13 protein-coding genes are annotated in these 16,648 nt (G+C 50.7%); 1 reads left to right on the forward strand and 12 read right to left on the reverse strand.

Annotated elements, in window-relative coordinates; all coding sequences use genetic code 11:
* Positions 1 to 152 precede the first annotated feature (152 nt).
* From L696_RS0114210 to L696_RS0114220, 3 genes are all read right to left on the reverse strand, one after another.
* Positions 153 to 1,181, reverse strand: coding sequence for a hypothetical protein (locus tag L696_RS0114210; RefSeq protein ID WP_025684228.1), 1,029 nt, complete (start codon positions 1,179 to 1,181; stop codon positions 153 to 155).
* Positions 1,182 to 1,374: 193 nt separating this feature from the next.
* A complete protein-coding gene (gene dapF / locus L696_RS0114215) occupies positions 1,375 to 2,208 on the reverse strand; it encodes a diaminopimelate epimerase (protein WP_025684229.1) in 834 nt (277 codons plus the stop codon).
* 123 nt (positions 2,209 to 2,331) lie between these two features.
* On the reverse strand, positions 2,332 to 5,130 hold the full coding sequence (locus tag L696_RS0114220; RefSeq protein WP_025684230.1) for a calcium-translocating P-type ATPase, SERCA-type: 2,799 nt from the start codon (positions 5,128 to 5,130) through the stop codon (positions 2,332 to 2,334).
* A 228-nt stretch (positions 5,131 to 5,358) separates the two neighbouring features.
* On the opposite strand from L696_RS0114220, the gene L696_RS0114225 reads away from it, so the two are divergent.
* Positions 5,359 to 7,104, forward strand: coding sequence for an Rqc2 family fibronectin-binding protein (locus tag L696_RS0114225; RefSeq protein WP_025684231.1), 1,746 nt, complete (start codon positions 5,359 to 5,361; stop codon positions 7,102 to 7,104).
* A 171-nt stretch (positions 7,105 to 7,275) separates the two neighbouring features.
* On the opposite strand, the gene L696_RS0114230 is transcribed toward L696_RS0114225, so the two are convergent.
* The 9 genes from L696_RS0114230 to L696_RS0114270 form a co-directional block, all read right to left on the reverse strand.
* The gene (locus tag L696_RS0114230) at positions 7,276 to 8,145 is read right to left on the reverse strand and encodes a PHP domain-containing protein (RefSeq protein WP_025684232.1); all 870 of its coding nucleotides are present in this window, start codon (positions 8,143 to 8,145) and stop codon (positions 7,276 to 7,278) included.
* Entirely contained in the window at positions 8,145 to 9,101 is a 957-nt protein-coding gene (locus L696_RS0114235) for a selenium metabolism-associated LysR family transcriptional regulator (RefSeq protein ID WP_025684233.1), read from the reverse strand. Before L696_RS0114235 ends, L696_RS0114230 begins: the two co-directional genes overlap by 1 nt.
* 193 nt (positions 9,102 to 9,294) lie before the next feature.
* Positions 9,295 to 9,732 (reverse strand): hypothetical protein, encoded by a 438-nt coding sequence (locus tag L696_RS0114240; RefSeq protein WP_025684234.1) that lies wholly within the window; start codon positions 9,730 to 9,732, stop codon positions 9,295 to 9,297.
* 230 nt (positions 9,733 to 9,962) lie between these two features.
* Positions 9,963 to 10,223: a YlbG family protein gene (locus tag L696_RS0114245; protein WP_014282311.1), complete on the reverse strand. Its 261-nt coding sequence runs from the start codon at positions 10,221 to 10,223 to the stop codon at positions 9,963 to 9,965.
* Between the two features lie 39 nt (positions 10,224 to 10,262).
* The gene (locus L696_RS0114250) at positions 10,263 to 10,703 is read right to left on the reverse strand and encodes a YlbF/YmcA family competence regulator (protein ID WP_025684235.1); all 441 of its coding nucleotides are present in this window, start codon (positions 10,701 to 10,703) and stop codon (positions 10,263 to 10,265) included.
* Between the two features lie 106 nt (positions 10,704 to 10,809).
* Positions 10,810 to 12,888, reverse strand: a complete 2,079-nt coding sequence (locus L696_RS0114255) for a helicase-associated domain-containing protein (protein ID WP_025684236.1) — start codon at positions 12,886 to 12,888, stop codon at positions 10,810 to 10,812.
* An 8-nt stretch (positions 12,889 to 12,896) separates the two neighbouring features.
* Complete coding sequence (locus L696_RS0114260) at positions 12,897 to 14,720, reverse strand: DNA repair helicase XPB (protein WP_025684237.1); 1,824 nt, start codon at positions 14,718 to 14,720, stop codon at positions 12,897 to 12,899.
* A 152-nt stretch (positions 14,721 to 14,872) separates the two neighbouring features.
* Positions 14,873 to 15,301 carry a CBS domain-containing protein gene (locus tag L696_RS0114265; protein ID WP_025684238.1) on the reverse strand — a complete coding sequence of 143 codons (429 nt, stop codon included), beginning with the start codon at positions 15,299 to 15,301 and terminating at the stop codon, positions 14,873 to 14,875.
* A 90-nt stretch (positions 15,302 to 15,391) separates the two neighbouring features.
* Positions 15,392 to 16,597 carry a M20 metallopeptidase family protein gene (locus tag L696_RS0114270; RefSeq protein ID WP_025684239.1) on the reverse strand — a complete coding sequence of 402 codons (1,206 nt, stop codon included), beginning with the start codon at positions 16,595 to 16,597 and terminating at the stop codon, positions 15,392 to 15,394.
* Between the last annotated feature and the right edge of the window lie 51 nt (positions 16,598 to 16,648).

Here is a 16,648-nt window from a genome sequence, read left to right on the forward strand (position 1 = left end):
TCCTCTTCTCCACCCCGCTCTTTATTTTCATACTAATGTAACATAAAGAGACTGCAAACATAAGCCAAAAACAAAAAAAGCCACCCCGCTCCCCATTATTATGCGATCAGGAGCGAAGCAACTTGACTCATCATTGCTATTTTCTACTACATTTATTGCAATTTCCCACCAGAAGAATGAAGAGAGAATGCGTAAAAAGTTCCTTTTTTATTCACTTTACCCACAATAGAGGGCGTTCCCTTTTGCTTTTTGGAAAATGTATATGCATTTCCTTGGATTCCCACATTATAATCGGATAAATCGATGTTAAATAACAGCTGAACCTTGGGCTTAGCCAGCTTCAAAGCTTCAGAGGCCGTATATTTCGGGCTGGCAAACGACTTTTTGAAATCCGCGTCATCGTTCCAGTCCACCCCAAAGGTGGATACAGCCAGCACTTTGCCGGTTACTGCGCCAATTTTGACCTCACTCGCCTCGTTTGCATCCTCAAACGACCAATAAGAAAGCCCCTTTGCCTCGTCCTTGTAACGCGAAGCATGCTGCACCGTGATACGCTGTCCGCTAACGCGCTTGAAGCTGTTCGCCGCACGCTTTAGCAACATAGGGTCCACCTGCTTCAGCGGGTAGTCGGCATTAATGGTGATGCTGTTGCCGCGATCCACATCAACGTACAATGAGGAAGCCTTTTCCCCTGCACCCCAGAATACCCAATAATTCGAAGGCTTGTTAGATTGGAAAGGGGATTTAACCCGCCAGAATGCCTCAAATTGCATAGGACGCTTGCTATCAAACGCTTTGGCGCTGTTCAGCACTTTAGTTTTGAGTGGCGCGTCCATCGCCTTTGCCAAGCTGCTTATTTTATATCGAACGGTTGTAGAATCCACTCTGTTTTTTTCCTTATTATATTCCGTCTGAAACGTAGCTGTTCCATCCTCCAGTCCGCCCTCGACAATCCAGGTTTTACCCATATCCGTCACATCGTCAAATTGAAATGCCGTCTTCGTACCGATGAGTTCCTGTACTGCCTTTTCCAAACGTTTCACGACAGTAGGGGTTAGCGAGCCGACCTGCTTATCAGTCGTTTTTTCCGCAGTAGCAGGAACGATCGCGGCCTGAGCCGGAAGCGCGGCGACTACAAATAAAAGGGCTGCAAACGCTGAAATCCAACGAAATTTCCGCACCATGAACGGCCTCCTTATCGTTTTCTCATTTTCTATATTATACATGGTTCAGACGTCAAAAAAAGACAGAATATTGCTTCGCTCCCCGTATTCCCTTCATTTCACACGAAAAAAGGCAAAAAAAAGAAGACCCGCTAAGGTCTTCATCACACTTACCTATATCATTCTTTATCGCACACTGTATTCGCTTATTTCAGGACAAACGACCATCGTACACAACCTCAGCCGGACCTGTCATATATACATGATTGTCATTCTCGTTCCATTCGATATCCAGATCGCCGCCCTTTAGGCTGACAATCGCGCGGCGGTCACTGTATCCGTTCAGTACAGACGCTACAAGCGTAGCACAGGCTCCAGTTCCACATGCCAACGTAGGCCCGGCTCCCCGCTCCCATACTCTCATGTCAATTTGGTCCCGGCTTCGTACCGTAGCGAACTCAACATTTGTTTTTTTGGGGAACAACGGATGGCATTCCAGCTTCGGCCCCCAGGCTTCCAGATCAAAGCTTGGCGCATCTTCAACATAAATGACACAGTGCGGATTGCCCATAGATACAGCTGTAAAACGAAAGCCATTGCCTCCAGCTTCGATGGACTGGTTGATGACACTAGCCAGATCCAGCGTAGTAGGAATTTTCAAACCCTCCAGAATCGGCTCTCCCATATCTACCTTCACCATACGTACAAGTCCGTTCTCTACAGTCAGTTCAACCTTCTGCACACCTGCACCCAGCGTCTCGATCGTAATCTCTTCACGGTTGATATGCTTGCGGTCATACACATATTTGGCTGCACAACGGATGGCATTTCCACATTGCTCAGCCTCCGAGCCGTCCGAATTGATAATGCGCATGCGGAAATCCGCTTTTTCAGATGGCAATATATATACCAGACCGTTAGCGCCGACACCAAAATGTCGGTCACACAGCCGAACAGCCAATTCCGAAGCGTCAGAAGGCAATTCCTGATGCCCAAACCAAACGATAAAATCATTACCCAATCCGTGCATTTTTGTGAATTCCATAGCTTCCCCCCGCCATTGCTGCTAATCTCATGCTCCTTTATGAAGCTTTGATTCCATGATAGCATACAGAGCAAAAAGGGAAAAGTGATACATGGGTGTCTGTACCCGAGTAGAGCCGGAAGCTTAAGCCGAAAACTTCGTACGTCCCGGAGCTAAGCGGGTATGTCCGCCACGACGATGGTTGCGTCTGCCGCCCCATACGCTTCCCGCCCCCATCAGGAAGGTCGGAATACCGGCAGCGACAATGGAAAGCGCCCATTCGCGGAAGCCGAGCGGCACCGTTTTGAAAATAGGTTGCAGCACAGGTACGTACATAACCACCAGCATTAGTACCACCGATGACAGCACGGCAAGTACGAGATAACTATTTTGAAACGGATTACGGTGGAAAATAGAACGGGAACTGCGGCAATCGAACACATGAATGAGCTGTGCCAGCACCAACGTAGCGAAGGCGACCGACTGTGCCTTGACCAGTTGTCCTGCGTCATCAGGCGCGATACGCAGCGTCAGCCAGAAAGCCGCAAGCGTACATAAGCCGATCAGCAGGCCGCGACTAATGATTTTCCACCCGAGACGGCGGGCGAAAATATTTTCCTTCGCGCCGCGTGGCTTGTGCTCCATGAGATCCTTTTCCGGCTGATCCACACCCAGAGCCATCGCCGGAAGCCCGTCGGTCACCAGGTTCACCCATAAAATCTGAATCGGAAGCAACGGCAACGGCAGACCCGCCATCATTGCGAAAAACATCGTCAAAATTTCACCGACATTGGAGGCAAGCAGATAACGGATAAATTTACGAATATTTTCGTAAATGTTCCGCCCTTCCTCAATCGCCGCTACAATCGTCGAGAAATTATCGTCGCTGAGCACGAGCGCAGCCGCTTCCTTGGTCACGTCCGTTCCCGTAATGCCCATCGCAATACCGATATCCGCCGCCTTGATCGCTGGCGCGTCATTCACGCCGTCTCCAGTCATGGCTACGACATGCCCGCGTCTTTGCAGCGATTTGACAATCCGCAGCTTGTGCTCCGGGGACACCCGCGCATACACGGAGACAATGTCAACTGCTTTGTCCAGCGCCGCATCATCCATCACAGACAGCTGCTGTCCAGTCAGCACATGCGAGCCGCGCTGAAAAATGCCTAGCTGCTGCGCAATGGCCTCGGCCGTTGTACCGTGATCGCCCGTAATCATCACGGTGCGGATACCCGCACGTCGGCACTTGCCAATGGCTTCGCGGGCCTCTCGGCGCGGCGGATCAATCATGCCTGTGAGGCCGATGAAGATGAGCTGATTCTCAGCCTCTTCCACCGAGACGACACGCTCATGCGAGCGGATATCCCGGTAAGCGACGCCGAGTACACGTAGTGCCTCTGAGGCCATTCCTTCGTTGGCTGCCAGCACCTTTTGGCGCAACGTGCCTGTCAGGGGAACGACATTTCCTTCCCATAAAATGTAGGAGCACTGACCCAACAGCACATCCGGCGCGCCTTTGGCAAAGACGATCTGCCCTCCCTGATGCCGTACAAGTACAGACATCCGTTTCCGCTCCGAGTCAAAAGGAAATTCGCGTTCCCGTGTATACAGCTCATACAGCCCTTGGCGCGTAACCCCGCCCTTGGCGGCTAACGTGACAAGCGCCCCCTCCGTCGGGTCGCCTTTCAGCTCCCAAACAGCGGTCGGCGTCACCTCCTTGGCTTTCTTTTTCGAACGCAGCTCATCCATGTCGGCTTGAACAATTTCCGCGTTGTTGCATAGCACGCTTGCTTGCAGCAGTCTGCGAAGTGATTGTCCGTTTTTGAGATCCGCAGGAGTATCCCTGTCCATAATATGTCCGTGCGGGTCATAGCCCTCTCCCGTCACTCCCCAGAAGCGACCGTCCACCCATAGCTTGGTAACCGTCATTTTGTTCTGGGTCAGCGTACCCGTTTTGTCGGAGCATATGACAGACGCACATCCGAGCGTTTCAACGGAAGGCAGCTTACGCACAATCGCCTTGCGTTTGATCATACGCTGCACGCCCAAGGCGAGCGCAATCGTCACAATGGCAGGCAAGCCTTCCGGTATAGCCGCTACAGCCAAGCTCACCCCGGCCAGGAACATACTCATCGCTGGCTGTCCATGCAGGATACCTGCAACGACGACAAGCACCGTTAACGCCAGTGCTACGATGATCAGAATTTTGCCCAGTTGCTCCAGTCTGTGCTGTAGCGGGGTCTCCTGAGACTCCGTATTTTGGATCAAGTCTGCGATTTTGCCCATTTCCGTATTCATGCCTGTACGAATAACGACCCCCTGAGCTGTACCTCTGGTTATCATGGTGCCCATAAAGCCGATGTTCTTTTGATCTCCCAGCGGTACCTCGGCAGCATGAATAGGGCGGCAATGCTTGCTCACTGGAACCGATTCGCCAGTCAGGGCGGATTCCTCCACATCGCAGCCGTTCGTGCTCAGCCATCTTATATCCGCGGGAATACGATCGCCGCTTTCCAATAGCACGATATCACCCGGTACCAGCTCTCTGGCCTGAATCTGAATCCGTTTGCCTCCCCGCAGTACTTTAGCGGTCGGAGCGGACAGCTGCTTCAAAGCTCGAAGTGAACGTTCCGCTCTAAACTCCTGCACAAAACCAAGAATTCCATTCAGCACAACAATAGCAATAATGGTAATCGCATCCAGATATTCACCGAGCAGGCCGGATATCAGTGTGGCTCCCATCAGTACGAGCATCATAAAATCCTTGAACTGATTCAGCAGCAGCAGGATCGGCGAGACACGCTTCCCCTCACTCAGCTCATTCCATCCTGACCTTTCTCTTCTTTCCGCGAGCTGTTCCTCCGAAAGACCCTGCTTCGGGTCGACTTCCAGGCTTGTTGAAAGCTGTTCATTGCTTAATTGGTGCCAGTGTGTTTGTTCCATTCTCCCCAATTCCCTCCCGGTCAGATAGTCCGTTTCCGTCGGTAGTGCGTAGGATGGCTGCCCGTTATTGCGTTTTTGTGCCCCGAATGCTGATAAGCTGGACAGACTTTCTAGATTCAATCTATTCGGACAGGACCTGAAATATCACAATGCCGCTTAAGTTTTGTCCCAAAGTTATGTATCATAGAAGGAAGGCAAAAATATTTGCTTCAAAGGAGAACAGACATTATGGCATTGGACGGAATCGTAACCCGCGCTATCGTACACGAGCTGCAAGGCATCCGGGGCGGGCGCATCAATAAAATACATCAGCCAAACGATCACGATATCTTACTGAATCTGCGGGCTCAAGGTGGGAGCGTCAAGCTGCTGCTGTCGGCCAACCCGACATTCCCGCGTGTACATTTTACAGAACAAAGCTTTCTCAATCCGACGGAGGCCCCTATGTTCTGTATGCTGCTTCGTAAGCACTGCGAAGGTGGTATCATCGAGAAAATAACTCAGGTAGGTATGGAACGTATTATTCACATGGATGTGCGTCAGCGCGATGAGCTGGGGGATATTTCACTCAAGCGGATTATCATTGAGCTGATGGGCAGACACAGCAACATTATTTTGCTTGACCCGGAAACAGGCGTTATGCTGGACGGCATCCATCATGTCACACCGTCCATCAGCAGCTATCGGATCATCATGCCAGGCTTTCAATACACGGAGCCTCCTGAACAAAACAAGCTGAATCCGCTGGAAACGGAAGAAACGGCTTTTGCATCCTCATATCAGACAGCTATCGAAGCCGAAGAAGCTCCCAAACGCTGGATCGTGAACACCTTTACTGGACTGAGTCCCCTCATTGCCGAGGAGATGCTGACCCGAGTTTCCAACGAAGCACCTGCTGACGATTATCGTCCGCTGTGGAATACATTCAGTCACATCATGGACGACGTGCGGAATCATCGTTTTCAGCCGGTATCCGGTCTGAACGCACAGGAAAAAGTGATATTTTCAGCCATTCCCCTCACGTTGATTCAAGGAGAGCGCAAAGAATACACTACGATCAGCGAGTGTATGGAGGACTTTTTCGGTGAAAAAGCAGAACGGGATACGGTCAAGCAAAAGGTCAGCGACCTGCTGCGCTTCCTGCAAAACGAACGGACCAAAAACGTAAAAAAACTCGACCATCTGCATCAGGATTTAGCTGAGGCGGAGGATGCCGATCAATTTCGCATTTATGGGGAGCTGCTGTTCTCTTCGCTGCATGAAGTGAAGAAGGGCGACAAGGAAGTGACGCTCACTAACTTTTATGATGAAGAACAGCGTCCGATGACCATCCCGCTGGACCCGTTGCTGGGCCCATCGGATAATGCGCAACGGTACTTCAAAAAGTACAATAAATATAAAAACAGCCTGGCTGTCATTGATGAACAACTGGAGAAAACACACGAAGAAATTCGGTATATGGACAATCTCCTACAGCAACTGGCTCATGCCTCCATGAACGATATCGAGGAAATACGTGAAGAACTGGTTCAACAAGGCTATCTCAGAGACCGGGTCAAAAAAGGGAAGAAAAAGAAGAAAACTGACCGTCCAACCTTACACGTATATACGTCATCCGAAGGCATCGAGCTGCTGGTCGGCAAAAACAACTTGCAAAACGAATATGTAACGAACCGACTAGCCGGGCCTAATGACACGTGGCTGCATACAAAGGATATTCCGGGGTCACACGTCGTTATTCGCGCCGAGCAATTTGGAGATGCAACGCTGGAGGAAGCTGCTCAGCTCGCTGCCTATTTCAGCCAGGCCAAACAGTCCAGCAGCGTGCCCGTAGACGCCACCTTAATCCGGTATGTGCGCAAGCCTAGCGGAGCCAAACCCGGCTTTGTCATCTATGATCATCAGCGTACGCTCTTTATCACACCCGATGAGAATCTGGTCAAAAAGCTGCCGAATCGCATCAAAAACGGCTGAGAAAAACCGGGAAATATTGTAAACCATTATCCATTCAGGAACGCCCGCCTCGAAACACAGCATAGCGGACAAGTCCCTTGAATCGACCCAAGGCCCCTTATCTTGTGCAAACCACACTTCATGTGTGCAAGCACAAGATAAGGGGCTATTAGTGTTAGCCAATATGTGCACTTACTTTTGTCCAACAGCAGCCTTTCTCAATTCCTCCACAACCTGACTCTCCACAGTGCGGCTGCCCAGATCACCGTGAAAAATGACGCCTTGGCGCGCACCATGAAAATCCGAGCCACCAGTCGGGATCAGCTCGTAATGTGCCGCCATCGCGGCGTATCGACTCTCAGCCTCCGCATCATGGTCTGAATGTCGCACCTCCAGGCCCGCAGGCTTTGCCTCCTCTACAATGGAGCGAACCAGCTCATCATTGCCATACAATCCAGGGTGAGCCACCACAGGTACCCCGCCTGCTTCCCGAATCCAGCTTATGGCCTCCGCAGGCCCCACTCGGGGCACAGACACATAACCGGGCGCTCCCTCTGCCAAATAACGGTCAAACGCATCCCTCATATCCTTCGCATAGCCTTTTTGTACCAGCGTATCCGCCATATGCGGACGTCCAATGCTTTCATCCGGGGCCAGCGGCCTGCCCATCGTAGCTACCACCTCATCGAGTGTGATTTCCACACCCAGGCTACGCAGCCGACTCAAAATCAGATCATTGCGAGCATCCCTCGCCTGACGCAGCTTTTCCAACCGCTCCAAAAAAACTTCATTACGGTAATCCATAAAATAACCGAGTATATGAATATCCTTACCGCCTGCCCGTGTGCTAATTTCCACACCCGGCACCACTGTAATGCCCAATCGCCGCCCTTCCTCAAGAGCTTCCTCCAGCCCGGCTACCGTATCGTGATCCGTAATTGCAACCCCTGCCAGTCCTTTTTCCTTGGCCCAACGCACATTGTCCGCTGGTGGCTGCATTCCATCAGATGCCTGAGTGTGAGTGTGCAAATCGTATCGTCCCGAATTCGTATGCTCCTTCATTACGCATTCTCCTCCTCTTTCATCTCTGCAAGCTCGTTCACCGTATCCCCGGACACATCCGTTCCCTGATCATGACGACGCAAGAATGACAGAAAGGTTACCACCGGAATCGGCAGCAGTGCTGATTTCAGATGGATGGCATAAAACTCGCGTTTGAAGGTGATATCGGAAATATTTACAATTTTAAGCAATCCGAGTGTAACCTCATGCTTCACCGAAGAAGGCGATAGCATCGTAATGCCTAATCCAGCCTCAACTGCCGATTTGACCGCTCCAGTGCTGCCCATCTCCATAACGATGGAAAGTCGGGACGCATCAACACCGCGGCCTTTCAGCTCATCCTCTATCACCTGCCTTGTACCTGACCCCTTTTCTCTTGCTACAAAAGGATGCTTAAATACATCCTCCAGAACTACCTTCTTGGCCTTGGCCAGTACATGTCCCGAAGGAACAATCAGCTTCAGCTCATCCTGCATCACAGGCTCCACCACGATATCTGGGTGCTGAATCGGTGCCTCAATTAGCCCCAAATTCAACTGATGCTTTAAAATATCATCCATAATTTGAGTCGTATTCATTACATTCATCGCCATACGTATATGAGGGTACTCCTGACCAAACGGCCCCAGCATTCTCGGCACAATATACTCGCCAATCGTAAGACTTGCCCCAATATGTAATCTTCCCTCCAGCATGTGAGTAAAAGCAGACATCGCCTCATCAGCTTCGCGGATAAGCTGCATGCTTTTTTTCGCAAAAGGCAGCAGTGTCGCTCCTGCCTCCGACAGCTCGATTTTTTTGGTGGACCGATGCAGTAGCTTCGTACCAAAATAATCTTCCAAAGACTGAATTTGCATCGTCACGGCAGGTTGCGTCATATGCAGCGCTTGTGCCGCTGCCGAGAAGCTCCCCCGCTCCGCTACCGTATAAAAAATATGTAGCTGATGAAAGTTCATACTGACAGCCCTCTCCCCTCTGATGTTCTTATTTTAACATAAGAATAACGTCTGTCGAAGAATTTCCAAGAAAACACACTGAAATTAGGGGTTTTTTATTATAGATACTATACAAAAAAAAAGTATGCAGTTGATTCCTGCATACTTCTGCTAGATAAAATACTTGACGATATGCCTTCCGCCAAATCAACGTCTATTTCCGCTTGCGAGTGCTTTTCATCAGTGTCATACGCCGCGAATGGCGCAGCCAGGAATAGTATGACTTCAAATCCCGCAGTTCAATGGTCTCTGACATCCGACCCAAAAAGGTAATGACAATCATTTTGTGGAGCGGGTTACCCGCAATATCCATTTCGCCAGGCAACTCACCAAACTCGGCCACGACCACCAGGTCACCATCAATTAAATATACATCCTCTTCGTTGTGATAATAGGACTCCATCCTGTTTTGCTTTAGACATTCCCAAAGCCAGGCGGCGATATGATTCGTTTCGGACTGTTTCTGTTCTATACGGTCTAAGTAGCGTGTTTTCGCATGATTTGTAATCACAATATCGGCGACCTTCTTGTCGCCCATCTCTACGTAGAACGGCTCGTATGTACTCCATCGCTGCATTGCCTTGTCACGCACGGGATCACTCTCCCCACCAGATAGGTCTTTATATCTACCAATATATTCATATGTTACCTCAATAGACCCGGGACTACAAGTTACAAAATTGAAGTTTATCACTAATTTTTAAAGATAATTTTAGGTCTATCAGCATTAAGACTATTATGCAAAAGTCCTGACTTTATAAAAAAAAGCCAGCCCAAGGGCCGACTTTTTTAAGAAAAATCGAAATTCACACCATTTAAAGATTATATTTCATACTCTTTTAATTTTTCCTTATCGTCGTTATACTCCGTCCTGATCTCATTTCGGAAGGAGCGTTCGACCTTGCGCACATAGGAAAGCCTGCGAATATTTTTAACGGTATCCTCTGCCCGATCTGCATTCATATAAATGACAACATAATGCATACGCCTCGAAATATAGTGGACATTCCCGTATTTCTCCAAATTGCGGGCAGCCTTGATATCGCTTACCCAAATGATGTACCCTGTCCGCTCGGCAAACATTCGCTTCATCTCCCCTCCATTCGATATCATCCCTGTGGCCTATCCGCAGGAGCACTTGCCTCCGCTACCGCAGCCACCCTTTTTCACGTTCGGATCATTGCTCGGCACCTTAATGGTGTCAGACACAGAATAAGCAATCGTTTCGGACATGGCATGGAGCATATCATCCAACGCCCTTTCTGCCCGTTTGAACTCCTGAACCTCCTGAAATTGTTCAAGCTCCAGTTCGACAGCCTGCACTGCATCCTTCGCTTCATGAAAGTTTGGGTGAAAATGCCCAAAGCGTTCCGTTTCCGCGAACAGCTCTTTTTTGGCATCCAGCTTGCGTACACACGCCTGAATCGACGGATTCAATTCCACACGCTGTTTCCAATATAAATAATCCGATACCTCAAAGGACCGGTTGACCATATCGCCCAATTCATAGGCGTTAATAAGCACTTCTGCCATATTGACCGTATTCAATTCGGCTACGCTCATGAATGTTCATCTCACTTTATATAAAGTTCTACTGGTAAAGTAGACTCATTTATCATACCACATCCTTCTTTTGAGAAGAAGGAGTTTCATGCACATCCTGGCTCTTCTATGTAAAAGGAACCAGCAGGCGCATATCCGACCATTCCCCCGGCTGTAAAGTCGTGCGGGGCAACGTTTCACCGTCCATTCCGGTAGCATACCAGCCAGTCACACTCCACGGTTCACCGGAAACCACCGCTTCCGGTATCCATTTGACCTCTTTTTCACCGATTCGCAGCCCTACCGCCGCTTGCCAGCGAATTGCCTGTTCCATAAGCTGCCGGGCAGTGGATGTATGGTAGCTTCTCCATTCCTTCGTCCATGACGCAGGTACTGCCGATTTCTCTGGAAAATAATCGGCTGGGTCGGGTAGCGTATGCTCCCGTTCATAAAAATGTAACGTTCGGCCCGTGTAAACCAAGCCAGCCCTTCCCTCTTGTGAAAACATCGGCCATTCCTGATTCGAGGCCGCCACCATTGCGCCAGCCGTTTCGCTATTCGTCGTTTCTGTATCCACCGCCCTGAATGTGCTGTCGGAGCTATCCGGACAAATTCCCTCCGTTTCCGCAACCAGCGGATAACGGTGAACCAGCTCGTCTCCCCCCTCCGGCTCCCGGCGCGGACTTAACCCAATCGTAGCAAGCGTCTTGCGGATTTGGGCAGCCGAACGTGCCGGAATGATAAAGTCCCTTTCGCCGATCCGTTCAAGCAATCCAGCCAGCCCGGGGTGCCGTGCAGCAGTGTCTGCGTCTTCTCGGGTACCACAGCGCAAAAGTGTTACCGTTGCAAACGCTGTCCGTCCCACATCCCCTGCCCACTGCTCCACTGCCACGCGCACATGGTCAGGCACGCCTGTCCGGCTATACTTATCCAGAAGTGCAGGAATGGCTTTAGCCTCCATCCCCAGCTCGATCGCCTCTGTAACACTTTCCTGGGTGATCCGATATACCACCATACGGTCCCCCGTCACACGTTCACAGAAGCATCCCAGCTTCCAGCGCACATCATAAGCTACATCCGGCGGCACCAATATTTCAAAATCCGGCTGTACATAAAAGGTACCTCGCTCCTGAACCGCATCCTTCTCATCATCGGAACGAAGCATATCCAGCGCTGGTACGTTCCAGCGAAAACACAGTTCTCCCGACGCGGTCAGACCCCAATCACCCATTCCAAAGGCGGTCAGCGCTGTCACCCAGCCCCTAACCATATCCATGTATTGTCCGTTAAGATTGAAATTAGATGCCGTGTTTTCCTCAATCCTTACGGGGCTTGCATGTATAGCAGAAAATTCCAGATAATCACCGCTTTTACGGTCCGATCCGCTCAGACTCTCCTGCGAAATCAGTCCTGTCTGAGTCATCCATTGGAGCAACGGCCCGATATGAATCCAGCCTTCTGATCCCGCGTGAGTGGAGGCCACACACAGCATATAACGAAAATGCTGCATAGACGCTTCGGCCTTGCCGTACCTTTCCATGAGCGTGACAAGAATATGCTTGCGCATTTGCCAAGCGGACAAGCGAACCCACGCTGCCAGCTCAGCTTCCTGAACATGAAAAGAAGCAGCTTCCTTCACCAGCAGACCTAAGCTGAGCAGCAGGTCCATCATCACCACCGTTTGCACCGGATACAGCTCGGCGTACGCATATTGTAGCCCAAGTCCAGTCAAATCTTTCGGATGAAAGGGAGTCAGCTCATTTAGCTTTTGCAGCGACCGTTTATGAATAGTCCCTTTCACTGTCAACGGAACTCCTTGCACTGCAATACGTGATAACGCATGCAACAGCTCCGCTTCCAGTCCCGTCATCGCTTCATGCACCGTCACCAGTTGATCCGAATCCATCGCTTTCATCGTACTTTGACGTTGCTCCAACAGCATTTCGTACAGATCCGGCAACCGATGAACCGGAATATATAACATTCGTTCGCCCCACGATTTGGTAACCGCCTCCAGCCAGCCCCGGTCGCGCAGTCCGTGCAGTGCCAGCTTCGTTTCGGCTCCGCTCAGCGCTCCCCTGGTAAGCCGTAATGGCTCTTCTTCCTTCATGGGCTGTCCCGCGTGCCGGATAAAACATCGACGTAGCACTAACAGCTCATCCGATGCAAGCTCCTTCCAGCCGCCTTCCGTGTTCGTTACGCCCATTTTTTTGATCACGCCTCCCTTTTCTTTCCGCCAGCTTCAGCCTCATCACCCAGGTTCCCGATAAACTCCCCCGAGCTAAATCTGTAAATCGCATATTCATAGCCCTGCTCAATCAAAAACAGTTGACGGCGGGCTGCAAAATCCGTCTCCTTGCTGTTCTCTGTCACCAGCGCATAAAAATAAGCCTTATTTTCACCAGTCTTGGGTCGCAAAATGCGGCCAAGCCGCTGTGCCTCCTCCTGACGGGAACCGAAGCTGCCCGATACCTCAATAGCCACGGCCGCATCCGGCAGATCCACAGCAAAGTTCGCCACTTTGGACACCAGCAGGGTCCGAATCGTACCATTGCGGAATGCATCGAACCACCGCACTCGTTCTGTCTGGCTCATTGACCCGGTTATCAACGGCACGTTCAGCTCCTGAGCCATTGTACGCAATTGATCCAAATATTGCCCGATAATAAGCGTGGGCATGTCCTTGTGCTGCTGCATCAGGCTGCGCACCGCTTCCAGCTTGGCCGGATTTTCGGCGGCGATCCGGTACTGCTGCCTGCCTTCAGCACGCATACTGCGCTCCAGAAGTGCAGCCGACATGGGAAGCCGCAGCTCCACACAATCGACCTGAGCGATCCAGCCCTGTCGCTCCAGCTCTTTCCATGGCATGTCGTACCGCTTCGGTCCGATCAAGGAGAACACATCCCGCTCACACCCGTCCTCCCGAACCAGCGTCGCGGTTAAGCCCAAACGGCGGGTAGCCTGAATATCCGCCGTTGCTCGAAATACCGGCGCGGGCAGCAAATGCACCTCATCATATACTATCAGCCCCCATTTGCGCTCGCTCAGCAGCTTCATATGCTCAAATTCCCCATCTTTGGTACGGCGGTGCGTCAAAATCTGATAGGTCGCCGCCGTAATCGGACGCACTTCCTTTTTCTGCCCACTGTATTCTCCAATGGAATCAACAGGAATATCCGTCTTTAGCTTTAATTCCTCAATCCATTGCCGAACAGATGTCGTATTAGAGGTTAAAATAAGCACCTCGCATTGGAGACGCTCCATCACCGCCATACCGATCACGGTTTTTCCCGCTCCGCATGGAAGCACCAGCACACCGCTGCCACCCAGACCGTCAGTCCCCTCAAACGCATCAGCCGCCTCCACCTGATAATCACGAAGCCTCAGCTCCGTTGGTCCCTGACCCAAAGAAAAATGGAGCTGATTCCCCTCAAGATAGCCTGCCGTATCAATGACCGGAAATCCAAGTCGGGTCAGTTCCTGCTTGAGCAGTCCCCGATTTTCTGGCGGAACCGACACGGTCACTTCACTCTCACGAAGTAAATCAAGCTTCCCAAGATCCTGCTTGAGCAGCAGTTCATCCAGTAAAGCCGGGCTGTCCGCCGTCAGTATCAAGCGGTCGACCGCTGTAACCCTGTAAGCTGTATCCGTCTCCATGCCTATAGTTACATCTTTCTCTATACTGTTCAGATCAGCAGTATCTGTGCTGTAACGCCCCTCTTTTTCTGCTCTCGCCCGTGACAGCGTCAACGTCCCGTAACGGGAGACGAGTTGTTCAATATCCTTTAACAAATCACGGGGAATATCCCAGCGTGACATGGAATGTAGACTATTTTGAACATCCGCGGCACTCCACCCAAGGGCAGCCGCATTCCACAGAGACAATGGAGTGATGTGATATGTATGAAAAGCGGACGGGCTTTTAACCAGCTCCGCATAGACCTGCAACTGTGAACGTGCATGCTCCGAAGCGGGCAGTCCGATTTCCAGCAAAACGGTAAAATCGCGTTGTACAATACAAGGGTGATCCGGATTCATAATTACCTCCCGTCAATCTATAACGCATCATCTTAAATTCTATATAACAAACAGTTTATCCGTTTATTCGCAGATCAACCGGAATAGCAAGAAGTCCAACCCCTATGCGGGTTGAACTCCTTGGTCATTCATGCTAGGCTTGCTTTTTTAACCTAGTGAACCTGCTCGGAAATATGGCTAAGCGCCTCTCCAGCATTGTCTGCAAAAATATTACGTACGGCCAGATCGCCAATCGAAACAATCCCGATCAAACGATCCCCTTCCGTTACGGGCAGACGACGGATTTGCTGCTCCGCCATCAGCTCGGCTGCTTGATCCACCGACATGTCGGCTTGAGCTGTACGGATACCTGTCGTCATCACTGCGTCGACCGAACTAGAGCCGGAATGCTTGCCCGCATAACCGCGAACGACAAGGTCACGGTCTGTTACCACACCGATAAGCTTGTCACTGCCTTCGCTCTCTACAACCGGGATAAAACCGGTGTCGTTATCCTTCATTTTGAGCGCAATTTCATAAATATTGTCTTGCGGGGTAACTGTTACACATTTTTCAGTCATAACTTCCTGAACCTTTTTCATGGGTACTCCCTCCTTTTCAAGAGTAGGGTACCCCATTTCATTCTGCTCATACGCCGAATCAGCTCATCCAGATTCAGCTCACGTTAGCTGTTAGCGGATGGAATTTTCTATTTTTCGCTCCGCAGCATATCCGGTAGACATCGCAATAAACAAACGAACCGCCTTAATCATCGCGTCCTCGTCAAAATCAAACTTAGGATGGTGATGCGGATAAACGGCTCCTTTAGCAGGATTACCCGCTCCCACAAACATAAAGCAGCCTGGCACACGTTCCAAATAATAAGCAAAATCTTCGGCAGGCATCAGCTTCGACGCTTCCTGAACTTTTCCCTCTCCGAAAACGGGTCCTGCTTCCTTAAAGAAACGCGAAGCTTCGTGCGCATCATTTACAACAGGCGGGTAACCCATAATATAGCGGATATTGGCTGTTGTTCCGTAAGTTGCCGCTGTAAGCTCCGTAACCGCATGCAGCCGGTCCTTCATCACCGTCCGGGTTTCCTCGTCAAACGTACGGATCGTCCCACTCAGGCGGCATGTTTCCGCAATCACATTTTGTGCAGCTCCCGCTTGAATTGTTCCCACCGTCAGCACAGCAGGCTGCAAAGGGTCCACTGAACGGCTCACGATGCTTTGCAGCTGCATAACAAGAGCTGATCCCGCTACCACACTATCATGGGTGGACTGAGGCATACCGCCATGACCACCCTTGCCCGTAATTTCAATATAAAAATCGTCCGCCGCCGCCATCAACGGTCCTGCGCAACTCGCAGCCGTTCCGACCGGGAACGGTGTCCATAGATGAATGCCATAAATAACGTCCACTCCTTCCAGCACGCCATCCTTTAGTACATTGACCGCGCCACCAGGCAACAATTCCTCCGCAGGCTGGAACAACAACCGTATTTCTCCTTCCAGCTCATCCTGATGCAGACTGAAATAGTAAGCCGTTCCGAGCAAAATGGACGTATGTCCGTCATGTCCGCAAGCATGCATGGCTCCGTCTACGCTGGAGCGATATTCGCATTCTTTCTCATCCTGAATGGGAAGAGCATCCATATCCGCGCGCAGCATCACAACAGGCCCGGGCTTGGAACCACGAATGGTACCGACAACACCGTGCCCCCCTACATGACGGCGAACCTCAATACCCCAGCTCTCCAGCTTGTCCGCTACAAAGGCTGCGGTTTTGCTTTCCTGAAAAGAGATTTCGGGATTTTTATGTAAATATCTGCGCCATTCCACCATATGGTCTTGTAGCTGGTCAAACCAGGTTTTATCTGTCGTGTGTTGTGTCATATTGCTCCACCTCTCCTTTTAAAACACTGGGCAGCTCCCCGATAAATCTCG

This window comes from Paenibacillus maysiensis (assembly GCF_000520815.1).
GTDB classification, from domain to species: Bacteria; Bacillota; Bacilli; order Paenibacillales; family Paenibacillaceae; genus Paenibacillus; species Paenibacillus maysiensis.